Here is a 22,446-nt window from a genome sequence, read left to right as displayed (position 1 = left end):
AAGCCGGTGGGGCAAGAATCCGCCGGCGCGCGATGGCCAATACCGTGCGTCCAGGGCGCTTCCTCACGTCGTTGTGGTGGAAATCGCTTTCCTGCGGATGTTAGATGGTGCGGAAGTGGCTGGTCAACAACGGTTTTCCCGCGCCCGCCGAGGTAAGTGTCGAATGCGATCGAACACCGAGGTGGGAGGCATTCGAGCCGATCATCAACCTGCTACCGGATCAATGGGGCAGTCATACTTGTGAACAGAATCGAAGGGTGCTGATCACACTCGTGAACAAATGGGGCTCCGGTGTCCGCATTCCGGTCGGCAGCGGCGGACGTCGGGTCGCAGGCCCTCCTCGGCGTCGCCACCCCGCCCTGCCCGGAACGCCGTTCGAGTTCGACGCCGTCGCCGCGAGCCGACCACCCGGGCCGTCCTGCGTTGTTAGGGTTCACGCGTGGTTGTCGGCACCGCTCGCGGACCTGTGGTGCGACTGTCGGCATGGCGCCGGCCGAAGAGCCCGGTGCCGCCGCGTTCACCACGGGGTGGCGTGGAGGCCGAGTTCCTGGCTACCGCACGCAGGTTCGCCGCACCGGTGCGCGGGGTCGGACTGGTGCTGATCAGCGTGTTCGGGCTCCTGGCGGTGCCCGGTGACGCCCTGCCGCTCGGGTTCGCCTTGCTCGGGCTGGTGGTGGTCGGAGCCGTGGTGGACTGCTGGGTCGGGGCTTCCGGGCGGGCGAGGCCACTGGCGCTCGCGTTCGCGGTGGCGCGGGTCGCGGCGATCTGCGCGACCCAGGAGTGGACCGGCGGACCTCCCCACCAGTGGGCGCTCCACGCGCTCACCACGACGGCGATCACCTTCCAGTGGGAATGGCCGCCGAGGATCGCGCTGCCGGCCACGGCCGGGCTGCTCGCGGTCGACCTCGCGGTGGTCGGCTTCGGTGACGGGAGCGCGACCGTCCTGCGGCTGGTGGTCGAGGTCGGCCTGACGCGCCTGGCTTTCGTGCTGATGCGGCGGTCGAGCAAGCGGGTGGACGTGTTGCGGGAACGCCGGGCGGCGCTGGAACGGGCCGAGGCGGTGGCGTTGGAACGGCATCGGCGGGAACGGGAGTACCTCGCGCTGCTGCACGACACGGCCTCCGCGACCTTCCTCCTCGTCGCCGTGCACGGTCGTGACACCGATCCGGCGCAGGTCGCCGAGTACGCGCAGCGCGACCTGGCCGTGCTCACGGGTTCCTCGGGCGGCCCCACGCCCCAGGACAGCCCGGTCGACCTGACCGCCTCGCTGCGTGCCGTCGTGGAGCGCAGCCCGCTGACCGTCCACGCCCGTTGGCGGACCGGATCGGTGGTTCCCGCGTCGGTGGCACTCGCGCTGGTGCGCGCGGTGCGCGAGGCGCTGGCCAACGTCGAGCGGCACGCGGGCGTGCGGAACGCGGCGCTCAGCGTCCACGGTGACGGCGAGCGCGTCGTCGTGGAGGTGCGGGACGCCGGTCTGGGGTTCCACCTCGACGAAGTCCCGCACTTCCGCCGTGGCATCCGCGGGTCCGTGGTCGAACGGATGACCGGCGTCGGTGGCACCGCTACCGTCACCTCGCGTCCCGGTGCGGGGACGTCCGTGCGACTGGAGTGGCCCGGTGGGTGAGAACCGCGCCGCCGCCGGCCACGTGCACGCCACGATGCGGATCGCGCTGCTCAGCATCGTCGGCGTGGTGCAGTTCGGGCTGTGCCTGGGGCCGCTGGTCGGGCACGCGCCCCAGTACCGGCCGGAGTGGGTCGCCGTGGCCGCGTTCACCGCACTGGCTGCCGTCACCGCCACCTGCGGCGCGTGGGTGGTGCGCCGGAAGCCGTTGCCGCCGGTCGTTGCGGTGGTCGGCACGGTGGTGGTGCTGGTCGCCTCGGTCGGAGTCGCCGCCGCTCTGCCACCGGACGGGTTCTTCCACCCACCCCACTGGTCGTTCGGCCTGGTGGGGTGGCACCTGATGCTGCTCCTGCTCGACCGGGTCGCGGTGCTGCTCACCGCGTTGGCCGCGCACATGGCGGCGAGCGTCGCCCAGTTCCTGGTGGCGGGAATGCCGGAACGGACGGAGGTCGGCGCTGCGGGGGCGGTCGCGCTGGGCACAGTCAGCGTCCAGCTGGCGGTCCTGATGATCACCGAGCTGCTGCGCCGCAGCACCCGCCAGGCGATGGAGGTGGCCGCCGAGCGGGACCGGATGGTGACCAGGGTGGCGATGGCCGAGCAGTGGGAACAGGGGCAGCGCGACATCTTCGCCGGGCAGTTGGGCGTGACGCTGCCGTTGTTGGCGGACATGGCCGACGGCGTGCTCGACCCCCGCGACGACGAGACCCGGCGGCGGTCCGCGCTCGCGGCGACCCAGCTCCGCCGGTTGTTCGCCGAGAACGACGACGTCCCCGACCCGCTGGTGCACGAGGTCGCGGCGTGCGTCGACGTGGCCGAGCGGCGCGGTGTCGAGGTGTCCCTGGCGGTCAGCGGCACGTCCACGCCGGTGCCGGCGGACGTCCGCCGTGAACTCACCGGCCCGGTCGTCACCGCGTTGTCGGCGGCGCGGGCGCGCGCACGGGTGAGCGTGTTGCGCACCGACGAAGAGGTGCGGGTCGCCGTGGTCACGGACGCCGCCGCCGAGGTGGCCGCCGCCTCGTCGCCGAGGGTCGAGGTCGACTGCGGCACCTATGGTGGGCACGTGCGAATGGAGGCCAGGTGGCGGCGGACCAGCAGCTGAGTGCCGTGGTCGTGGACGACCACCCGGCGGTGCGGGCCGGGGTGGCCCACTGGTTGTCGTCCGGCACTCCGCCCATCCGGGTGGCCGCCGCGGGGGAGGACGTCCGCGTCGCGTGGGTCGGTGACGGGGCGGAGGCCGACGTCGTCATCCTCGACCTCCACCTGAGCGGACCGAACCCGGCACTGGGCGACCTGCGCCGGTTGGTCCAAGCGGGACGGAGGGTCGTCGTCTACTCGATGCGCGCCGACGACGAGATCGCGTTGCAGTGCCTGGAGTTGGGCGCGTTGTGCTACCTGACGAAGGCGGAAGGCGCCGAGCACATCCTCCAGGCCACGAGGGCGGCGGCGGCCGGTGTGCCGTACACGCCACCGGCCTTGGCGGGCGCGCTCGCCGGCGACCGCTCCGCCCACCGGCCGGCGTTGTCGGCGCGGGAGACCGAGGTGCTGGTCCAGTGGTTCCAATCGGAGTCCAAGGACTTCGTGGCGCAGCAGTTGGGGATCTCGTTGAGCACCGTGAACTCCCACCTGGAGCGTATCCGGGTCAAGTACGCGATGAGCGGTCGTGAGGCGCCGACGAAGGCCGCCCTGGTGGCGCGCGCGATCCAGGACGGCCTGGTCCACCTTGACGACCTGTGACCACCTACGTGGACTGTCCGTGATCGCCCGGACTGTCCGCGGCCACCTGATGTTCCGCGGCCACCTGATGTTCCGCGGCCACCGGGCGAATCGTGACCACTGTGGTACGAACGGACCACAGTGCACCGGCCGGACAGCGGATAGGGTGCGGCCATGCTGCACGTCAATGGCGCACTGATCACTGCCGTGGGCGCGGTCGCCCTGCTGCTCTCGGCCTGCGGTGGGAGCACCGCCGGCACCGCCGCACCCGCCTCCACCGCAACTGCCTCGACCGAGGAGTCGACCGGGACGACGTCCAAGTCGACGCCCAAGTCCAGCACCAAGTCGAGCGCCGCGACGCCGACGAACGCCCCCGCCGGGGACATCACCGCGCCCGGCTCGACCCTCAAGGTCGGCGAGCGCGCGGTCGTGCCGTACAAGTACGGCACCGACAAGGAAGGCACGATCGCGCTCGTCGTCACCGCGATCGACCAGGGCGACAACGCCGACCTGGCCGCGTTCGGCGAGAAGGCCAAGGGCATCACGCCTTACTACATCAGGGTTTCCGTGGAGAACGTCGGCGGCACGGACCTGGCCCACACGTCGGTGAGCATGCGGGCGATCGGCATGGACGGCAAGTCGACCGGCGTGATCATCAGCGGTAAGACGGCCCAGTGCGACTCGAACTCGGCCGGCAAGGACTTCACCACCGCCGGGGCGACGTACGAGACCTGCGTCCTGCAAGGCGCCCGTGAAGGGGCCGGCGTCTCGGGCGCGACGTACGACAAGGGCGACGACTACCTCAAGTCTCCGATCACCTGGAAGAAGTGACCCCGCGGGGGTCCACCCGAACGGCCGTCGGTCGAACGCACCCTGTCGCCGGTCCGCGCCGTCCCTGACGCTCGGCTCACACACCCCTCGAACGTGGGAGTCGATCAATGGCCGACGACGGGATCAGCAGGCGGGCGTTGTTGCACGGAACGGTGGGGGTCGGTGTCGTCACCGCGTTCGGCGTGGGGGCGGGCTCGGCCGGGGCGGCCCCGGCCGGGTTCTACAACCCGTTCAGCGCCTACCGGATCACCGGGACCTGGCAGGACCACCTGAACAGGGGCTCGCTCGGCGGCATCGACTACGGCATGTCGGTCGGCACGCGACTGCCGGCGGCGGGTGGCGGCGTGGTGACCAACATCCCGTACAACGGCACGGGCGGTCACACCGTCACCATCCAGCACGACAACGGCTACCGCACCCAGTACCTGCACCTGTCGCAGTTCCTGCTCGCCAACGGCACCCGGGTGGGCATGGGCGCGGTCGTCGGACTCTCCGGCGGCGCGGCGGGCGCACCGGGCTCCGGTTCGTCCACCGGCCCGCACCTGCACTGGCACATGATCAACCCGAGCGGCACGCGGATCAACCCGCTGACGTTCATGGGCGGCGGCACGGGCCTGCCGAAGACCACCACGGAGCAGGACGGCATCCCCGGCACGGTCCTGTGGAAGCGCGCGCAGAACTGGCTGCGGATCGAGCAGGGGTACACCGGCCCGATCGACGGTGTGCCGGGCGCGAGCACCTACGCGGCGTTGCAGCGGGCCATGCGGGCGTACGGCTACACGGGCCCGATCGACGGGGTGCCCGGCACCAACACGTGGGCGGCCGTGCAGCGGTTGGCCGCACGGTGGGGTTACACGGGCCCGATCGACGGCGTGATGGGGGCGAACTCGTGGCGCGGCTTCGCCCGGTTCCTGAACCAGGACAAGTACGACTGATGCCGTGATTCGCACAAGCACCCGGCGATGAGCTGTTAATTGGTGAATTCGTCCACCGGGTCGTCGTGAACAGTCGGGTTCCGGCCGGTGGCGGCCGAGGGTCCGGTGCCCGGATCGGTCCAGGGATCGGCATGGCGGCGGGATGCCCTGCCCGGTGGGATAAACGGTGGAGCGGGACGCGGCCGGATGGCTACGGTCATCCGGAAACGCGTTCGGGATACCGGATTGTATTGTCACGTGTTTCGGGAAGCTGAAGCGCTCGTGTTTCGTCCGGGCTACTCCGTCCAGGGGTTTGCTCACATTCCTTTCCATTACTGTGTGTTGATCACCGCGCCGCTGTCGTGGTCCCCGGGGTGCGACATAAATCGAATGGACTACCAGGTCGATCACGGATCGTCATGTGCTGCGGTGGGATGCCCGTATCCTGCGGCAGATGGCGGATGCCATTCGTGGTCAAGATCAGGTTACATCCTTTAACGGTTTGTGAACTGGGCAGCACTGTGATGCCGGACGGCTGGCGGAACACCGGCGGTCGTCCACGGCGGAGTGACTCGAGGGCTGGCGGACATGCGTGACATTCGAACAGCTGTGGTGTGCACGGATTCCGAATCGGGCGACGACCTGGCGGACGACTTGGCCGAGCGGTCCGGGTTGCGGGTCGTGCTCCGTTTGACGGGCAGGTCGGGGACTTCCGTCCGGCTCGCCGACCTGCGCCGCGCGAAATGCGACGTGGTGGTGGTGCTCATGGCCGAGTCGGACGTCACCGATCCGGTGCTCCGCTTGGTGATCGGCGCCAATGCGAAAGTCGTGCTGGCGGCGGAAAGAATGGGGGACGACCAGGTCTACGCCGCCGCCAGGGTCGGTGTGCGGGGCTTCGCCTCGGCCGACGACGTGAACGAGGTGGCGCTGGCCGTGGTGGAGACCCACCGCGGCGGCAGCTGGTTGCCGCCGCGACTGGGCAGCGGCCTGGTGCGGTTCCTGTCCAGGTCGGCCCACCCGGACCCGATGCTGACACCCATCGAACGGGACATCCTGGAGCAGGTGTGCGACGGGGCGCTCAACTCCGAGATCGCGCGCACCCTGTGCTGCACGTCGGACAACATCAAGTGGCACCTGAAGAACACGTACCGCAAGTTGCAGGTCCGCAACCGGGCCGAGGCCGCGGCGTACGCGGTGCGGACGGGGATCGTCGGGACGTGAAAGACCCCGGTCCAGCGGTGCGCGCCGCTGGACCGGGGTCCGCCCTTCAGGAAGCCTGCGCCTCCTTCTCGATCCGCTTCAGCACCAGCACCATGCCGATCACCGCGAACACCAGCGCCAGGTTGATCCACAACGCCCACTGCATGGCCGAGGCGTGGACGGCGCCGCCGGTCCGGTCGCCGATCAGGCTGAAGTAGAGCGCGCCGATCACCGCGACGCCGCCGGAGATGGCGAACTGCTGCGAGGTCGTGAGCACACCGGACGCCACACCGGCGGCCTGCGGCTGCACCTTGATCAGCGAGGCGCCCATGAGCGACGGCAGCACCGCGCCGTTGCCGAGGCCGACCAGTGCGAGGCAGAAGAGCAGCCACCCCAGGCCGATGTCCGCTCCGGACACGTTGAGGCCCACGGCCAGCAGCACGAGCCCTGCCGCTGTCACCAAACTGCCCCACACCAAGGAGTTCATCCCGTACCGGGCGGTGAGCTTGCCGCCGTACATGGCGCTGAGCGAGAAGAACACGCCCATCGGCGAGAACACCACACCCGCCATGAACGGGCTGAGGTTGAGGCCCGACTGCAACAACAACGTGAGGGTGAACATCAGGCTGCCGAAGTACATGTTGAACGCGACACCGGCGATGAGCCCCGCGCGGAACGACGACACCCGGAACAGCGCCAGGTCCAGCATCGGGCTCTTGCCGCGACGGCCGAGCAGCTGCTCCCAGCGCAGCGTCGCCGCTGCCACCGGAACGGCCAGCACCATGCAGATCCACGTCCAGGCGGGCCAGCCCGCGCTGTGGCCCATGCCCAACGGCACCAGCAGCAGCGCCAAGGCCGCCGACAGCCCGATCGCGCCGAGCGGGTCCAGCCCGGTCTGCGGGTTGCTCCTCTTCTCGGGCAGCACCTTGGCCGCGACGATCGCCGTCACGATGCCGATCGGCACGTTGATCAGGAAGATCAGCCGCCAGCCGAGCCCGGCCACGTCGGCCTGCACCATCGCGCCGCCGAGCACCTGCCCGGCGATCGAACCCAGGCCCGCGGCCATGCCGTAGCCCGCGAACGCTCGGCCACGGGCTTCGGCCGGGAAGTCGGAGGTGATCACGGCGAGCACCTGCGGCACCATCAGCGCGCCCGCCAGGCCCTGGGCCAGCCGGGCCAGCACCAACTGCTCGGCGGTGACCGTGATGCCGCACAGCAGCGAGGTGACCGTGAAGGCGATGACGCCGATCACGAACAGCTTGCGGTGGCCGTGGAGGTCGCCGAGCCGGCCACCGGTGATCATGCCGCTGGCGTAGGCGAACGCGTAGCCGCCGACGATGAGCTCCAGGGCCGCGGCACTCGCCCGCAGGTCCGTGCCGAGCGACGGGGCCGCCACGTTCACCACGAAGAAGTCGAACTGCACGATGAACGTCGCCGACAGCAGCACGACGAGCATCACCGCGTAGCTGCCCCGGGACTCGGTCACCTCCGCAGGCCCCTGGGAGACCGCTTTGGTCATGACGCTCCTTCACGATGGCCCGGACCGAGCCGGGCGGAGGATCTTCGACGCGCCGACTATAGAAGACATTCAATGTCCACGATAGGGCGGTTAAGCTGTCACCGTGAAGCTCTCCCGTGGTGTCGAATGGGGCCTGCACTGCGCCGTGCTGCTGGCGGTGACGCCGGACGGTCCGCCGGTGTCGCGGCAGAAGCTGGCCGCCGAGTACGACCTGCCCGAGGCTTACCTGGTCAAACACCTGCACTCGATGGTGCGGGCGGGCATCCTGCAGTCCACTTCGGGCCCCAACGGCGGGTTCCGGCTCGCCCGTCCGGCCGCGGACATCACGGCGCTGGACGTCGTGGAGGCGGTGGAGGGCACCGCGCCGCCGTTCACCTGCCAGGAGATCCGCAGGCGCGGACGCGGCGCCGCTCCACCGGAACTGTGCACCACGCCGTGCACCGTCAACTCCGTGATGACCGCGGCCCACCAGGCGTGGCGGGACTCGCTGCGCGGGGTCACGGTCGCGGACCTCCTGGAACGGCTGCCCGAAGGCGCCCTCGCCCGCTCCCGCCCGTGATCAGTGGCGTGGTCTGCGGCCCTTGTGCTGGATCGCGCAGGTGATCCGGGCGGTGCACACGCGGGCGCCCTCCTCGTCGTGGATCACCACCTCGTAGGTCGCGATCGACCGGCCCAGCAGCAGCGGCTTCGCGGTTCCGGTGACGATGCCGCCGCGGACGGCGCGGTGGTGGGTGGCGTTGACGTCCACGCCCAGCGCCATCCGGCCTTCGCCGGCGTGCAGCGCGGCGCCGATCGACCCCAACGACTCCGCCAGCGCCACCGACGCGCCGCCGTGCAGCATCCCGTGCAGTTGCGTGTTGCCCGCCACCGGCATGGTCGCCACCACGAGTTCGGCGGACGCGGTCAGGAAGCGGATGCCCAGCCGTTCGGCGAGGGTCGTCGCCCCGGCCCGGTTGACCTCGTCGGCCACGTCCATGCAGTTCGGTCCAATCGTCGTGATCATGACAGGTCGCCCAGCGTCGTCGCGGTCGTCGCGGCCGTGCGGGTCGCCAGGTACGTCCCCAGGTCCGCGTACTTGTCCCGCATCCGCCGCTTGAGGATCTTGCCGGTCGCACCCAGCGGGATGTCGTCCTCGGACTGCGCGACCTCCAGCACCGCCACCTCCGGCTGACGCGCCTCCCGCAGGATCTTGTTCACCCGCGGCAGGAGGTCGGTCGGGCCGCCGCCGTCACGCGGGCGCACCACGGCCACCGGCACCGTCGCGCCCTCGTGCCGCCCCGCGACCACCGCGCAGTCGACGATCTCCGGCAGGTTCAGCAGCAGGACCTCCTCCATCAGGATGGAGTAGCCGTCACCGCGCTCCGTGCGGATCGCGTCCACCGCGCGGTCCACCTGGTAGAAGTCGCCGTCCGCCGTCCGGTACACCAGGTCACCGGACAGGAAGTAGCCCGCCAACTGGCTGCGGTAGGTAGTGTCGGAGTCGTTCCAGTAGCCGTGCGCCAGCGACGGGCTGCGCACGCCGAGCAGGCCCACCTCGTCGGCGTCGGCCTCGGTGCCGTCCGGGCGCAGCACCGCGACCTCCGCGATCGGCACGACGGTGCCGAGGTGCCGAGGGTCGGGCGGGGTGTCGGCGGTGACGACGTGCCGCAGCGCGGCCCAGCCCAGTTCCGACGAACCGAGGCCGTCGTCCACGATGGAGCCGGGCACGCGTTCGCCGTCGACCACGTGGCTGCCGAACCGGATCAGCGCCCGGTTGTGCGCGTCGTGCGCCGAGTCGCCGATGCTCACCCACACCGCCACCGAGGCCAGGTCGGCCGGGTCGGGATCGGTGTCCAGCAACTCCACCAGCGTCTGGTTGAACGACAGCACGGCCGTCGGGCGGTGCTCCGCGATACCGCGTGCCAGGCCCTCGCCGGTGATGTCGGAGATCGCCACCAGCGGCACACCGGCCAGCAGCACGTAGAGCGTGAACGCGATGGCGCCCGAGTGCGAGTGCGGTGCGGCCGAGAGCATCACGGCGTCGTCCGGCTCGGGGTGGTTGGCCAGTCGGTACTGCACGCCGGCCACGCTCTGCCGGTGCGCCCAGATCACCGGCTTGGGGTTGCCGGTGGTGCCCGAGGTGTGGCAGATGACCACCGGGTCGTCGTCACCGTGGGCGTAGCGGGCGGACTCCGGCAGGGTGGCGGTCAGCGCGCCGATCTCGGCACGGGTGCGCACCCACCGCACGTCGGGCAGTCGACCGTCGCTGCCGTCCACCACCGGTCGGTGCCGCTCGTCGGTGTAGACGCCCACCGGCGCGGTGCGGCGCATCAGCCCCAGCGCCAGGTCCGCCGGCATCCGGCCGTTGATCAGCACACCGATCGCGCCGATCTGGGCCAACGCGGCCAGGTGCACCTGGTCCTCGAACGAGTCGTCCAACCAGACCACGACCCGGTCGCGCGGGCCGACACCCTGCGCCAGGTACCACGCCGACCACGCGTCGGCGAGGTCGACCAGCGCGCGGATGCTGAACTCCGTGCGGTCACGTCCGTCCTGGTCCACCAGCGGCCGGTCCGTGCGGACGAGCGTCGCGTCGGGCGAAGGGCTCGTTTCCAGCGCGACGCGCCACGCGTTCCCACCCCCGAAATCAGTGCGCTCCGCGAGCTCGGTGCGCAGCCGAGGGTCGATCATCGTGCGGTGACTCGGTCCCATTGTCCACCTTGCCTCGGATGTGGTGATGAATTCCGCCGGGTCGGCCGTAGCCGCCATCGGAAGGTACCGGAAATATGCGAATTCGGGACTACTCGCTCCGGTAGGTGATTTCTACCTGTCCAGGTAGTGTCCGGCCCTGACCTGCCGTGTAGCTTCGTTCCCGAGCGGCTTTCCCTGCTCATCGCAGACGCTCGGCCGTCTTCCCGGCCGTGTTCGGGACCGCGACGAGGAGTTCATCGCAATGTCGCCCGACCCTATTCCGGTAACCCGCGACCGTGTTCGTGAGATCGTGGCCTCCATTTTGGAGATGGAGGTGGACCAAATCGGTTTCGACGCTTCCTTCTACGACGAACTCGGCGCGAATTCGCTGGAGAAGGTCGCCATGATCACCCGCTTCGAGCGCGAGTTCGGGGTGTCGATCGGTGACGCCGAGGCCACCTCGGTCCACAACGTGGACGACGTGGCGGCGCTGCTGGCCCACCGGACCGGGACACCGACGACGGAGGTGGACCTGGTCGACCTGCTCGTCGGCCGCCACGTCCGTACCAACGCCGGGAACCGTCGCGCCTACCTCGACCCCGACGTCGGCGACGTCGACTACGTCCGGCTGCACGCCGCAGTCGGCGCCTACGGCACAGCCCTGCGCGCCCAAGGCGTGGAACCGGGCACCCGCGGACTGGTCGTCGCCGAGGACTCCGTGGCCACCGTGGTCGCCGTGCTCGGCCTGTGGTGGGCGGGGTGCGTCCCGGTGCTGGTCAGCCCGGCGCTGACAGCGGCCGAACTGCGGTACGTGGCCGAGGACAGCGACGCCCGGCTGGTCCACCTGGACCTGCCCGCCGCGAAGCAGTCCGCCCTGCGCGAGGCGCGCGACTGGCAGCTGGTCCGCACCGGTGACGAGGTCCGCGCCGACCTCCTGACGACCTCCACCGCTGCACCCGGGCCGTCGACGCGGGCCGCCGGTGAGGAAGCCCTGGTGCAGTACACCTCCGGCAGCACCGGGATGCCCAAGGGCGTGCGTCACAGCGCGGGCGGTGTCGCGGCGATGCTCGAAGGTTTCGGCAGCGTCGACCGCATCGGCCCGGACGACCTGGTGCTCGCGACCGCGAGGCTGTCCTTCGGCTACGGCTTCGGCAGTTCCGTGCTGTGCGCGCTCTCGGCCGGAGCCGGCGTCGTGCTGATCCGCGGCGCGGTCGACCGGCACGCGGTGGCCGCGGCGCTGCGCCGGCACCGGCCCACCGTGCTGTGCTCGGTGCCGCGCCTCTACGCCGACCTGGTGGAACTGGCCGAGCAGGAACCCGCCGCGTTCGACTCGCCCCGGCTCTGCGTCTCGGCAGGCGAGAACTGCCCGCCGCGCCTGAGCGAGCGCATCGCCGCCGCGTTCGGCGCGGAGTTCATGAACTGCCTGGGCGCCACCGAGGTCATGCACGTGGTCCTGGCGTCGCCGGCGGACCGCCCGCCCCACGGCGTGGTCGGGGTGGCCGCGCCGGGAGTGACCGCCACCGTCCGCGACGAGAACGGCGAGCCGGTGCGCGACGGGAAGCCCGGCCGCCTGCACGTCGCGGGCCCCACGGTCGCCATGGGCTACATCGGGCAGGCCGACGCGGCGGCGCGGACGTTCGCCGACGGCGGCGCGTACACCGGGGACCTGGTGCGCCGCACCGCCGACGGTGTCTTCGAGTACCTGTGCCGCGCCGACGACATCCTCAACCTCGGCGGCTACAAGGTCGCGCCCGCCGAGATCGAGACGGTGATCCGCGGCACCGACGGGGTGCGCGAGTGCGCCGTGGTCGGCGGCGCCGACGAACACGGCCTGGAGCAGGCGGTGGCCTACGTGGTGCCCGCGGCCGGCGTCGCCGAGGACGACGTCCGCCGCGCGATCCGCGGCCGGCTGCGGACCGAGCTGGCCGCCTTCAAGCGGCCCGCCCGGCTGGAGTTCCTCGACACCCTGCCGGTCACCACGACCGGCAAGGTCGCCAAGTACAAGCTGAGGGAACGGGTGACTCGGACGTGAGCTGGGACATCACCGGATGGGGTGCGGTCGCCAACGTCGGCGCGGACCCCGACGAGATCTACGCAGCCCTGTGCGCCGCGCGCGACGCCCGTGCGCCGTTGCGGGCGTTCGACGCGAGCAAGTACCGGATGCGGCACGCCTACGAGGTCGACGACCGGCCCGAACCCGGCAAGGACACCGTGCTGCGCGCCTCGTCCTGGCTGCGCACGGCCGTCGCCCAAGCGGTGGCGGACGCCGGGCTGGACGACCTGGGCGACGTGCCCGTGCTGGTCGGCACCACGCTGCGCGAGCAGCGCAGCGTCGAGCTGTGGTGGCGCGAGGGCGCCGGGTTCGACCCGGTCGACCTGGACTTCGGGCGGGCACTGCGCGCCGAGTTCGGCTTCTCCCGCACCTACACCTTCGCCAACGCCTGCGCCGCCGCGCTGTACGCGCTGGCGATGGCCACCGACATGATCGAGCTGGGCCTGGCAGACGCGGTCGTCGTCGCGGGCACCGACTCCATCACCGAGAGCGCGTTCGGCACCCTGGACCGGGTCCAGAACGAGACGCCGGAGTCGTTGCGGCCCTTCGACAAGTCGCACGCGGGCATGGTGATGGGGGAGGGCGCCGTCGCGGTCGTGGTGCGCCGCGCCGGCGCGGACCCCACCCGGGTGCGGGCACGGGTCCGCTCGGTGGCCGTCAACTGCGACGGGTTCCACGCCACCGCACCCGACGCGTCGGCCGTGACGGCGGTGATGCGTGACGCCCACCGGCGGGCCGGTGTCGGACCGGGGGACATCGACCTGGTGATGCTGCACGGCAGCGGAACCCCGCGCAACGACGAGACCGAGGCGGGCGTGCTCGCCGAGGTGTTCGCCGACGCCGGCGCGGGGCCGCTGATGACGGCCGTCAAGTCCATGACCGGCCACACGCTCGGCGGCTCCGGCCTGCTCAGCCTCGTGGTCGCGGCGCTGGCGATGCGCGAGGGCCGGGTGCCGCCCGTGCTCGGGCTGCACGACCCCATCGACGAGGCCGCCGCTCTGCGGCTGGTCCGCGACGCCGCGCTGGACGCACGGGTGGGCACTGCCCAGGTCGACGCGTTCGGCTTCGGCGGCATCAACGCGGTGGCGATCCTGGAGGCGGCACGATGAAGACCCGCACCGACGTGGCGCTCACCGGCACCGGCCTCGCCGTGCCCGGCCTGACCGCCGCCGACGAACTGCTCGGCGCCCGGCGCGAGGGCGGGTTCGACCCGGTCACCGCCCTGGTCGGCCGGGACCTGCGGCACAAGGACCGGGCCACCAGGCTCGCGCTGCGCGCGGTCGAACCGGCGCTGCGCGACGCCGGCCTGCTCGACGCGGACGACGCGTTCACCGTGTCGCCCGACGCCATCGCCGTGGTCGTCAGCTCCAACCTGGGCAACCTCGACAGCGTGTGCCGGATGACGGACCTGATCGCCGAGGAGACCGTCGAGGCGCTCAACCCGCTGGTGCTGCCCCAGACCTCCAGCAACGTCATCGCCGGTGCGGTGGCGATCCGGTACGGCCTGCGCGGACCGAACCTGACCCTGTGCAACGGCGAGACCGGCGGGCTGGACGCCGTGCACTGGGCGCACACCCTGATCGCCGCCGGACGGGCGCAGGTGGCCGTGGTCGTCGGTGTGGAGCCCGCGGACGGCGTGGTGGCCAAGTTCGTCGGCGCCGGCGTCGTGGACGGCGCGGTCGCGCTGGTGCTGGAGGACGCGTCGGCAGAACGCGGTGCACGCGCACGCGCCATCGTGAAGGGCTACGGCTACGGCGTGGACCGCGCCGCCGTGATCGCCAAGGCGCTGGGTGACGACGAACCCGGCCTGTGGCTCACCAACGACGACGCCGCCGTGCCCGGCCTGTCCGACGTGGACAGCTTCGACCTCGAAGCCCGACTGGGCAAGTGCTCCGGCGCGCTCGGCGTCCTGCAGTGCGCCGCCGCCGCGGCCCGTTTCGACCACGACGCCCGGCCGGTGCTCGCCACCATCACCGGCACGGACGAGACGGCCGCACTGCTGCTCACCGCACCCGTCCGCTGATCCGGACGCGACACCCGAGAGGAAGACCCACCATGGCCGACGACAAGCAACTCGCCGAGGACGCCGAGGACCTGCGGGAGCTGATCGCCGACATCCTGGAACTGCCGGTCGCCGAGGTCACCGACGACGCGCACTTCATCGACGAACTCGAAGTCGACTCGCTGAGCGCGATGCACATCGTGATCAACCTGGAGAAGCGCTACGGCATCAAGGTCACCGACGAGGAGTTCAAGGCGGTCGACTCCTTCTCCGACGTGCGCGACCTGGTCGCCTTGAAGCGCGGAGCGGACTCGTGACCGGTCGACCGGTAGCGCTCGTCACCGGCGGGTCGCGGGGGATCGGCCGGGCCGTGGTCACCCGGCTGGCCGCCGACGGCTACGACATCGCGTTCTGCTTCCACAGCCGCCCCGACGCCGCCGACGAAGTGGCCGCGCTGGCGCAGGAGGCGGGCGCGCGGGTGCTGGCCAAGGCGGTCGACGTGGCCGACGCGGCGCAGTGCAAGGACTTCGTGACCGCCGCCGAGGACGAGCTCGGCCCGCTGGAGGCGCTGGTCACGTGCGCCGGCGTCACCCGGGACGGCGCGTTGGCGAGGATGGCCGAGGACGACTGGCAGCAGGTGATCGACACCAACCTGTCCGGCACGTACCACGTGTGCCGCGCGGCGGTCTACTCGTTCATGTCCCGCTCGCGCGGGTCGGTGGTCACCATGTCGTCGGTGGCGGGCGTGTACGGCAGCGCCGGGCAGACCAACTACTCGGCGTCCAAGGCGGGGATCATCGGCTTCACCCGCGCCCTGGCCAAGGAGTGCGGACCCTTCGGCGTGCGGGCCAACGTGGTCGCGCCGGGGTTCATCACCACCGACATGACCGCCGACCTCTCCGAGCGGGACCGCAAGCGCCACCTCAAGCAGATCCCGCTCGGCCGCGCCGGTACCCCCGAGGACGTCGCCGACCTGGTGTCGTTCCTGGTCTCCCCGCGCGCCGGCTACATCACCAACCAGGTCTTCGGCGTCGACGGCGGCCTCGTCCCATGACCGTCCCGAGTGGACGGCGCAACCCAGTCACGACACGACCGGCAAGGGGCTGACTGCGCATGTGCGGCATCACCGGCTGGGTCGGCTACCAGACCGACCTGACCACCCAGGACGACACCGTGGCGGCGATGACCGCCACCATGGCGTGCCGAGGCCCGGACGACTCGGGCACGTGGGTGCGCGACCACGTCGCGCTCGGCCACCGCAGGCTGGCGATCATCGACCTGCCCGGCGGCGTCCAGCCGATGTCGTGGCGGACGCCCGACCGCGAGGTGGCGCTGACCTACAGCGGTGAGGCCTACAACTTCACCGAGCTGCGCGCCGAGCTGCGCCGCCGGGGCCACCGGTTCCACACCGACAGCGACACCGAGGTGGTGCTCAACGGCTACCTGGAATGGGGTGTGGAGGTCGCCGAGCACCTCAACGGGATGTACGCGTTCGCCGTGTGGGACTCGCACGAGCGGGCGTTGTTCCTGGTGCGCGACCGGCTGGGCGTCAAGCCGCTGTACTACTACCCAACCCCGGACGGCGTGCTGTTCGGCTCGGAGCCGAAGGCGATCCTGGCCAACCCGCTGGCGGGCCGGGCCGTGGACATGGACGGTCTGCGCGGCCTGTTCGGGTGGGTCAAGACGCCGGGCTGGTCGCTCTGGCGCGGCATGACCGAAGTCCCACCGGGCGCCGTGGTCACGGTGAACGCGCAAGGCATCCGCACGCACCGGTACTGGGAGCTGCGGACCACCGAGCACACCGACGACCGGGACACCACGATCGCGCGGGTCGGCGAGCTGATGGACGACATCGTCCGCCGCCAGCTCGTGGCCGACGTGCCGCGCTGCGTGCTGCTGTCGGGTGGTCTGGACTCCAGCGCGATCACCGGACTGGCCGCGCGCAGGCTGGCCGAGGACGGCGAGCGGGTGCGCACGTTCTCGGTCGACTTCGCCGGGCAGGAGCAGGCGTTCCGCCCGGACGTCATGCGGGACACGCCCGACTCGCCCTACATCCGGGACGTGGCCCGGCACGTGGGCACCGAGCACCGCGACATCGTGCTGGACGCCCGTGACCTGACCGATCCCGACGTCCGCCGGGCGATGATCACCGCGCGGGACATCCCGGTCGGTCTGTCCGACATGGACACCTCGCTGTACCTGCTGTTCAAGGCGATCCGCGAGGAGTCGACGGTCGCGCTGTCCGGCGAGTCGGCCGACGAGGTGTTCGGCGGCTACCGCTCGTTCCACCTGGACGCGGTGCGCCGGGCCGGCACGTTCCCCTGGGTCGCCGCGCCCAGCCCGCTCAACACCGAGCCCGACCACCTGCCCGCGGGGCTCGCCGCCGCGCTGGACGTGGAGGGCTACATCGCCGACCAGTACGCCACCGCCGTCGGGGAGGTGGACCACCTCGACGGCGACAGCGACCTGGAGCGCACCATGCGCACGATGTCCTACCTGCACCTGCAACGGTTCGTGCGGATCATGCTCGACCGCAAGGACCGCGCCTCGATGGCGGTCGGCCTGGAGGTCCGGGTGCCGTTCTGCGACCACCGGCTGGTGGAGTACGTCTACAACGCGCCGTGGTCGCTGAAGTCCTTCGACGGGCGGGAGAAGTCGCTGCTGCGCGAGGCCACCCGGCACGTGCTGCCGCAGTCGGTGGCCGACCGGGTCAAGAGCCCCTACCCGTCCACCCAGGACCCGCAGTACGCGGCGGCCCTGCAGCAGCAGGCCAAGGAGCTGCTGCTGTCGCCGGACAACCCGGTGTTCGCCCTCGTCGAGCGCTCGTGGCTGCAGGCGACGGTGGAACTCGACCCGGCGACGATGCCCCCGACCACTCGCACCAACCTGGACCGGGTGCTCGACTTCGACGCCTGGTTCGACCTGTACCGCCCCGAGTTGATCCTGGACTGACCTGCTCGTCCGCCGTGCGGCTCACGTGGAGGGAACACTCACATGCAGAACAAGGTCGGCGTCGTCACGGGCGCTGCCGGGGGGATCGGTGCGGCCGTGGTCCGCGCGCTGGCGGAGGACGGCATCGCGGTCGCGGCACTGGACCGCGACGCCCTGGCGTTGCGCGAGGTCGTGGACAAGATGGTCGCGGACGGCCTGCGGGTGGAGGCGTTCCCGGTCGACGTCACCCGGGCCGAGGAGGTGGAACCGGCCGTCGAGGCGGTCGAGGCCGTGCTCGGTCCGGTGGACTTCCTGGTCAACGCGGCCGGCGTGCTGCGGCTGGCCGAGGCGCGCGCCATCACGGACGTGGACTGGGCGGAGACGTTCGCGGTCAACACCACCGGCGTGTTCCACGTGTCGCGCGCGGTGGTGAACCGGATGGTGGCGCGCGGGAGGGGTTCCGTGGTCACGGTGGCGTCCAACGCGGCGCACACGCCCCGGATGTTCATGGCGGCCTACGCGGCGTCGAAAGCCGCCACCACCATGTACACCAAGTGCTTGGGCCTGGAACTGGCCAGGTACGGCATCCGGTGCAACGTGGTGGCCCCCGGCTCCACCGACACCGCGATGCTGCGGTCGATGTGGCACGACGACGACGGCGCGCGCAACACCGTCGAAGGCAGCCTGGAGACCTACAAGAACGGCATCCCCCTGGGCAAGATCGGTCTGCCCGTCGACGTCGCCCGCGCGGTCGCCTTCCTGCTGTCCGACCACGCCGGCCACATCACGATGCACGAGCTGACCGTCGACGGCGGCGCCACCCTCGGCACGTGACCACGAAGAGTCCAGTCCGTCCAGGAAGGACGAGCTCGACAACCTCCCCGCCCTGAGGGTGGGGATTCTCCGCCGGGCTCGCGCCCGGCAGTTCCTGCTTCTTCTCCCCCGGAAGGGAGGTTTCGCCGGATGCCTCGCCGACTAGCGTCGGGTCGGTCTCACTCCGGCTCCACAGGCCGTGACCGCCTGCCCGGCGGCCAGGATGTTGCGCGCGGCGTTGACGTCGCGATCGTGCGAAACCCCACGGCCGGGGCACGTCCACCCGCGCACCCGCAGCGGCAATGTGTCGAGCAGGAACCCGCAGTGCGAGCAGGTCTTCGAGCTGGGCAGCCAGCGGTCGACCACGACGAGGTCCCGGCCGTACCAGTCGCACTTGTACTCCAGCATCGACCGCAGATCCGACCACGACACGTCGGAGATCGCGCGCGCCAACGACCGGTTGCGCAGCATGTTGCGGACCGCCAGACCCTCGATCACGACCAGTTGGTTCTCCCGGACGAGTCGAGTGGTCAGCTTGTGCAGCAGATCCCGCCGGCGATCGGCGATACGGGCATGGACACGCGCCACCCGCAGCCGTGCCTTCGCCCGGTTCGCCGAGCCCTTCTGCTTGCGGGCCAGCGCCCGCTGGGCGCGGGCCAGCCGTTCCCGGTCCCGTCGCTCATGCCTCGGGTTGGTGATCTTCTCGCCGGTCGACAGCGTGACCAGGGAAGTGATCCCCGCATCGACACCCACGACGTGATCTGTGGGTGGGGCGTAAATTACGGTGGTCTCGACCAGGATCGACACGTGCCATCTGCCGGCCGGGTCACGCGAGACGGTCACGGTGGACGGCTCGGCACCCTCGGGCAGCGGCCGGGACCACACGACGTCCAGCGGCTCGGCCATCTTCGCCAACGTCAGCCGGCCGTCGCGCAAGCGGAACGCCGACCGGGCGTACTCCGCCGACACCCTGCCCCGCTTGCGGGACTTGAACCGGGGATAGCGGGACCGCTTCTCCCAGAACGCGGTGAACGCGGTCTGGAGGTGCCGCAGCGACTGCTGCAACGGCACCGACGACACCTCGTTGAGGAACCCGAACCCCTCCGAGCGCTTCCACTCCGTCAACAGCGCCGAGGTCTGCGCGTAGTTCACCCGACGATGCTCGCCGTACCACCCCTGCGTGCGGGCCTCCAACGCCCGGTTATACACCAGACGCACACACCCGAACGTCCGCAACAACTCCACTTCCTGGACGGGAGACGGATAGAAGCGATACCGGAACGCCCGCCTCACCACCGATACCGACGACATGCCCTGCACATTAGCAATCCAGCAAGTGAGCCTTGCCGATGCGGTCGAGAGCATCGGTTTCCTCCCCGGCGTGAACGCCGGGGTACCCACCGACAGGAGCCCAGATGACCGGCATCCCTGCGATCGAGCCGTACCCGATGCCCACAGCGGGCGACCTGCCGGGGAACACCGCGCCCTGGCACGCGGACTCCAGCCGTGCGGTCCTCCTCGTGCACGACATGCAGAGGTACTTCCTGCGGCCGTTCGCCGAGCCGCTGCGCCAGGAGCTGGTGGAGAACTGCGTGGCGCTGCAACGGCGTTGCCTCGAACTGGGCGTGCCGGTGGCCCACACCGCCCAGCCGGGCGGGATGACCGACGAGCAACGCGGTCTGCTCAAGGACTTCTGGGGACCGGGGATGCGGGTCGACCCGGTCGACCGGCAGATCGTGGACGAACTCGCGCCCGGCGACGACGCCTGGCTGCTCACGAAGTGGCGCTACAGCGCGTTCTTCCGCTCGGACCTGCTGGAGCGGATGCGTGCGGCGGGCCGGGACCAGCTGATCGTGTGCGGTGTGTACGCGCACGTCGGCATCCTGATGACGGCGGTCGAGGCGTTCACCAACGACATCGAGACGTTCGTGGTCGCCGACGCCGTGGCCGACTTCACCGAGGCGCACCACCGGATGGCCGTGGAGTACGCGGCGCAGCGCTGCGCGGTCGTGGACACCGCCAAGGGACTGCTGGCGCGAATGGACGAAGGATCGTGAACCCGCTCCTCGCCCGGGTGCTGGCGGACCAGCCGCCACCGTTCGCCCTGGTGCACCGCCCCGCGACCTCGGGCGCGGACACCGTGGACCTGATCATCGGCGAAGTCACCACCCCGGACACGCTCGCCGGTGTGCCGACGCACGCAGACCCGGCGCGAGCGGTGCCGATGCCGGGCGGGTCGCGTCAGGCGGCGCACCGCGCGCTGGTGCTCGTGCCGTACCGGCAGATCGCCGAGCGCGGGTACGCGTGCGTGGACGACGGCGCTCCGCTGGTGGCGATGACCGTCACCGAGCAGACCACGCTGTCCCTGGCCGAGGTGGCCGCCGCGCTGCCGGACGTGCCGATCCACCTGGAGAACGGGCGTTACGAGCCCGACGACGACGGCTACGGCGAGATCGTCCGGCGGGTCGTGGCCGAGGAGATCGGGACGGGGGAGGGCGCGAACTTCGTGGTGAAGCGGTCGTACACGGCGGACATCGCCGACTACGGCCCGCACCGCGCGCTGTCGTTCTTCCGCCGCCTGCTGGGTCGGGAGCAGAGCGCCTACTGGACTTTCGTGGTCCACACCGGTGAACGCACGTTGGTCGGCGCCACCCCGGAGCGGCACGTCAGCCTGCGCGGCGGAGTCGCGGTGATGAACCCGATCAGCGGCACCTACCGGTACCCGCCCGGCGGCCCCACCTGCGAGGAGCTGCTGGAGTTCCTGGCCGACCGCAAGGAGACCGACGAGCTGTACATGGTGGTCGACGAGGAGCTGAAGATGATGGCCCGGCTGTGCGAGCGCGGCGGTCGGGTCGTGGGACCGTTCCTCAAGGAGATGGCCCACCTCGCGCACACCGAGTACCTGATCGAGGGCCGCACCACCCGCGGGCCGCTGGACATCCTGCGGGAGACGATGTTCGCGCCGACCGTCACCGGCAGCCCGCTGGAGAACGCCTGTCGGGTGATCGCACGGCACGAACCGGCCGGTCGCGGGTACTACAGCGGTGTCGTGGCGCTCATCGGGGTGGACGAGCACGGTGACGACGTCATGGACTCGGCGATCCTCATCCGCACGGCCGACATCGACCGGACCGGACACGTCGGGATCTCCGTGGGCGCGACGCTCGTGCGCCACTCGGACGCGTGCTCCGAGGCCGCCGAGACCCGGGCCAAGGCCGCGAGCCTGCTCACACCGCTCCAGGCGGACGGCTGTGCGACACCGGCGGTCGCGGGAGGCCGGGTTCCGGCACGTCCGGCTCCGACACGTGCGACTCCGGCAGGTCCGGCTTCGATCGCCGGTGCTTCGTCCACCGGTCGTGCGTCCTTCGCGGGTGACCCGGAGATCCGCTCCGCCTTGGCCCGCCGCAACCTCACGCTCGCCGACTTCTGGCTGACCGATGCCGACGACCGCGCGGCACCGGTCGCGGCCGTGGCCGGGCGGCGGGTGCTGGTCGTGGACATGGAGGACACGTTCACCGCCATGATCGACCACCTGCTGCGCTCGGCGGGTATGGACGTGGCCGTCCGCCGGTTCGACGAGCCGCACGACCCTGAGGAGCACGAGCTGGTCGTGCTCGGCCCCGGTCCCGGCGACCCGCGGGCCGAGGACGAGCGGCGCACCGCCCACCTGCGTGCCGCCGTGGACCGGCTGCTGGCCCACCGCCGCCCGTTCCTCGCGGTCTGCCTGAGCCACCAGGTGCTCAGCTCCCGGCTGGGGCTGGACGTGGTGCGCAGGCAGGTGCCGAACCAGGGCGTCCAGCGTGAGGTCGACCTGTTCGGCGACGTCGAGCAGGTGGGCTTCTACAACACCTACGCGGCGCGCAGCGACACCGACGTGCTGCTGTGCGAGGGGTTCACCGTGCAGGTCGCCCGGGACGCCCGCACCGGCGAGGTGGACGCCCTGCGCGGTCCGTTCTTCGCCTCCACCCAGTTCCACCCCGAGTCGATCCTGACCACCAACGGCGCGGCCATCCTCGCGCGCCTGTCCACCGCCGTGCTCACCTCCGCGGACGCGGTGACCCCCGGCTGACGCCGGACCGGTGTGGCGGACGGGCGTCCGCCACACCGGTCCCGAAGCCCGCCGGCCGCTGATCAGTCCTCCGTGAACCCGAACACCACCTGGGTCACCTGGTCCGGTTG

General features: G+C 71.1%; 20 protein-coding genes. 16 read left to right on the top strand and 4 right to left on the bottom strand.

The features are described 5' to 3' along the window. Nucleotides 1–532 precede the first annotated feature (532 nt). From ACRAKI_RS23320 to ACRAKI_RS23295, 6 genes are all read left to right on the top strand, one after another. Nucleotides 533–1,624 carry a sensor histidine kinase gene (locus ACRAKI_RS23320; protein WP_447002632.1) on the top strand — a complete coding sequence of 364 codons (1,092 nt, stop codon included), beginning with the start codon at nt 533–535 and terminating at the stop codon, nt 1,622–1,624. Next, on the top strand, nt 1,617–2,720 hold the full coding sequence (locus ACRAKI_RS23315) for a hypothetical protein (RefSeq protein WP_447002631.1): 1,104 nt from the start codon (nt 1,617–1,619) through the stop codon (nt 2,718–2,720). Before ACRAKI_RS23320 ends, ACRAKI_RS23315 begins: the two co-directional genes overlap by 8 nt. Beyond that, a complete protein-coding gene (locus tag ACRAKI_RS23310; protein WP_447002630.1) occupies nt 2,699–3,355 on the top strand; it encodes a response regulator in 657 nt (218 codons plus the stop codon). The genes ACRAKI_RS23315 and ACRAKI_RS23310 overlap by 22 nt, the downstream gene beginning before the upstream one ends. 153 nt (nt 3,356–3,508) lie before the next feature. Further along, nucleotides 3,509–4,165, top strand: coding sequence for a hypothetical protein (locus ACRAKI_RS23305; RefSeq protein ID WP_447002629.1), 657 nt, complete (start codon nt 3,509–3,511; stop codon nt 4,163–4,165). A 107-nt stretch (nt 4,166–4,272) separates the two neighbouring features. Continuing rightward, nucleotides 4,273–5,100, top strand: a complete 828-nt coding sequence (locus ACRAKI_RS23300) for a peptidoglycan DD-metalloendopeptidase family protein (RefSeq protein ID WP_447002628.1) — start codon at nt 4,273–4,275, stop codon at nt 5,098–5,100. A 567-nt stretch (nt 5,101–5,667) separates the two neighbouring features. Beyond that, on the top strand, nt 5,668–6,300 hold the full coding sequence (locus ACRAKI_RS23295) for a helix-turn-helix transcriptional regulator (protein ID WP_447002627.1): 633 nt from the start codon (nt 5,668–5,670) through the stop codon (nt 6,298–6,300). Nucleotides 6,301–6,346: 46 nt separating this feature from the next. On the opposite strand, the gene ACRAKI_RS23290 is transcribed toward ACRAKI_RS23295, so the two are convergent. Further along, nucleotides 6,347–7,798, bottom strand: coding sequence for an MFS transporter (locus ACRAKI_RS23290; RefSeq protein WP_447002626.1), 1,452 nt, complete (start codon nt 7,796–7,798; stop codon nt 6,347–6,349). 103 nt (nt 7,799–7,901) lie between these two features. On the opposite strand from ACRAKI_RS23290, the gene ACRAKI_RS23285 reads away from it, so the two are divergent. Next, on the top strand, nt 7,902–8,357 hold the full coding sequence (locus ACRAKI_RS23285) for an RrF2 family transcriptional regulator (protein WP_447002625.1): 456 nt from the start codon (nt 7,902–7,904) through the stop codon (nt 8,355–8,357). On the opposite strand, the gene ACRAKI_RS23280 is transcribed toward ACRAKI_RS23285, so the two are convergent. Together ACRAKI_RS23280 and ACRAKI_RS23275 are read right to left on the bottom strand one after the other, a co-directional pair. After that, on the bottom strand, nt 8,358–8,801 hold the full coding sequence (locus ACRAKI_RS23280; protein WP_447002624.1) for a hotdog fold thioesterase: 444 nt from the start codon (nt 8,799–8,801) through the stop codon (nt 8,358–8,360). Continuing rightward, nucleotides 8,798–10,468, bottom strand: a complete 1,671-nt coding sequence (locus tag ACRAKI_RS23275) for a class I adenylate-forming enzyme family protein (RefSeq protein ID WP_447002623.1) — start codon at nt 10,466–10,468, stop codon at nt 8,798–8,800. Before ACRAKI_RS23275 ends, ACRAKI_RS23280 begins: the two co-directional genes overlap by 4 nt. Nucleotides 10,469–10,730: 262 nt before the next feature. On the opposite strand from ACRAKI_RS23275, the gene ACRAKI_RS23270 reads away from it, so the two are divergent. The 7 genes from ACRAKI_RS23270 to ACRAKI_RS23240 are packed head-to-tail and all read left to right on the top strand — an operon-like array spanning nt 10,731 to nt 18,288. After that, a complete protein-coding gene (locus tag ACRAKI_RS23270) occupies nt 10,731–12,500 on the top strand; it encodes an AMP-binding protein (RefSeq protein ID WP_447002622.1) in 1,770 nt (589 codons plus the stop codon). After that, nucleotides 12,497–13,630, top strand: a complete 1,134-nt coding sequence (locus ACRAKI_RS23265; protein ID WP_447002621.1) for a beta-ketoacyl-[acyl-carrier-protein] synthase family protein — start codon at nt 12,497–12,499, stop codon at nt 13,628–13,630. The genes ACRAKI_RS23270 and ACRAKI_RS23265 overlap by 4 nt, the downstream gene beginning before the upstream one ends. Then, nucleotides 13,627–14,544, top strand: a complete 918-nt coding sequence (locus ACRAKI_RS23260) for a beta-ketoacyl synthase N-terminal-like domain-containing protein (protein WP_447002620.1) — start codon at nt 13,627–13,629, stop codon at nt 14,542–14,544. Before ACRAKI_RS23265 ends, ACRAKI_RS23260 begins: the two co-directional genes overlap by 4 nt. A gap of 32 nt (nt 14,545–14,576) precedes the next feature. Continuing rightward, nucleotides 14,577–14,840: an acyl carrier protein gene (locus tag ACRAKI_RS23255; RefSeq protein ID WP_447002619.1), complete on the top strand. Its 264-nt coding sequence runs from the start codon at nt 14,577–14,579 to the stop codon at nt 14,838–14,840. Then, nucleotides 14,837–15,577 (top strand): 3-oxoacyl-ACP reductase FabG, encoded by a 741-nt coding sequence (fabG, locus tag ACRAKI_RS23250; protein WP_447002618.1) that lies wholly within the window; start codon nt 14,837–14,839, stop codon nt 15,575–15,577. The genes ACRAKI_RS23255 and fabG overlap by 4 nt, the downstream gene beginning before the upstream one ends. Before the next feature lie 59 nt (nt 15,578–15,636). Continuing rightward, nucleotides 15,637–17,475 carry an asparagine synthase (glutamine-hydrolyzing) gene (asnB, locus tag ACRAKI_RS23245; RefSeq protein WP_447002617.1) on the top strand — a complete coding sequence of 613 codons (1,839 nt, stop codon included), beginning with the start codon at nt 15,637–15,639 and terminating at the stop codon, nt 17,473–17,475. Between the two features lie 42 nt (nt 17,476–17,517). Continuing rightward, on the top strand, nt 17,518–18,288 hold the full coding sequence (locus ACRAKI_RS23240; protein ID WP_447002616.1) for a 2,3-dihydro-2,3-dihydroxybenzoate dehydrogenase: 771 nt from the start codon (nt 17,518–17,520) through the stop codon (nt 18,286–18,288). Between the two features lie 141 nt (nt 18,289–18,429). Here ACRAKI_RS23240 and ACRAKI_RS23235 read toward each other — a convergent pair whose 3' ends face one another. Beyond that, nucleotides 18,430–19,578 carry an RNA-guided endonuclease InsQ/TnpB family protein gene (locus ACRAKI_RS23235; RefSeq protein WP_447002615.1) on the bottom strand — a complete coding sequence of 383 codons (1,149 nt, stop codon included), beginning with the start codon at nt 19,576–19,578 and terminating at the stop codon, nt 18,430–18,432. A 104-nt stretch (nt 19,579–19,682) separates the two neighbouring features. Here ACRAKI_RS23235 and ACRAKI_RS23230 point away from each other — a divergent pair, with 104 nt between their 5' ends. Together ACRAKI_RS23230 and ACRAKI_RS23225 are read left to right on the top strand one after the other, a co-directional pair. Next, nucleotides 19,683–20,324 carry an isochorismatase family protein gene (locus tag ACRAKI_RS23230; RefSeq protein WP_447002614.1) on the top strand — a complete coding sequence of 214 codons (642 nt, stop codon included), beginning with the start codon at nt 19,683–19,685 and terminating at the stop codon, nt 20,322–20,324. Next, nucleotides 20,321–22,336: an anthranilate synthase family protein gene (locus ACRAKI_RS23225; protein ID WP_447002613.1), complete on the top strand. Its 2,016-nt coding sequence runs from the start codon at nt 20,321–20,323 to the stop codon at nt 22,334–22,336. Before ACRAKI_RS23230 ends, ACRAKI_RS23225 begins: the two co-directional genes overlap by 4 nt. Nucleotides 22,337–22,446: the final 110 nt, after the last annotated feature.

The sequence above is a fragment of the Saccharothrix isguenensis genome (assembly GCF_052936305.1).
Note: the sequence above shows the minus strand (reverse complement) of the source record. Positions and strands in the feature narration are given on the sequence as shown.

Bases quoted from the DNA above. Each gene is read 5' to 3' on its own strand.
- ACRAKI_RS23305 (WP_447002629.1), top strand. From the start codon at position 3,509: ATGCTGCACGTCAATGGCGCACTGATCACTGCCGTGGGCGCGGTCGCC.
- ACRAKI_RS23300 (WP_447002628.1), top strand. From the start codon at position 4,273: ATGGCCGACGACGGGATCAGCAGGCGGGCGTTGTTGCACGGAACGGTG.
- ACRAKI_RS23295 (WP_447002627.1), top strand. From the start codon at position 5,668: ATGCGTGACATTCGAACAGCTGTGGTGTGCACGGATTCCGAATCGGGC.
- ACRAKI_RS23290 (WP_447002626.1), bottom strand. From the start codon at position 7,798: ATGACCAAAGCGGTCTCCCAGGGGCCTGCGGAGGTGACCGAGTCCCGG.
- ACRAKI_RS23280 (WP_447002624.1), bottom strand. From the start codon at position 8,801: ATGATCACGACGATTGGACCGAACTGCATGGACGTGGCCGACGAGGTC.
- ACRAKI_RS23275 (WP_447002623.1), bottom strand. From the start codon at position 10,468: ATGATCGACCCTCGGCTGCGCACCGAGCTCGCGGAGCGCACTGATTTC.
- ACRAKI_RS23270 (WP_447002622.1), top strand. From the start codon at position 10,731: ATGTCGCCCGACCCTATTCCGGTAACCCGCGACCGTGTTCGTGAGATC.
- ACRAKI_RS23260 (WP_447002620.1), top strand. From the start codon at position 13,627: ATGAAGACCCGCACCGACGTGGCGCTCACCGGCACCGGCCTCGCCGTG.
- ACRAKI_RS23255 (WP_447002619.1), top strand. From the start codon at position 14,577: ATGGCCGACGACAAGCAACTCGCCGAGGACGCCGAGGACCTGCGGGAG.
- asnB (WP_447002617.1), top strand. From the start codon at position 15,637: ATGTGCGGCATCACCGGCTGGGTCGGCTACCAGACCGACCTGACCACC.
- ACRAKI_RS23240 (WP_447002616.1), top strand. From the start codon at position 17,518: ATGCAGAACAAGGTCGGCGTCGTCACGGGCGCTGCCGGGGGGATCGGT.
- ACRAKI_RS23235 (WP_447002615.1), bottom strand. From the start codon at position 19,578: ATGTCGTCGGTATCGGTGGTGAGGCGGGCGTTCCGGTATCGCTTCTAT.
- ACRAKI_RS23230 (WP_447002614.1), top strand. From the start codon at position 19,683: ATGACCGGCATCCCTGCGATCGAGCCGTACCCGATGCCCACAGCGGGC.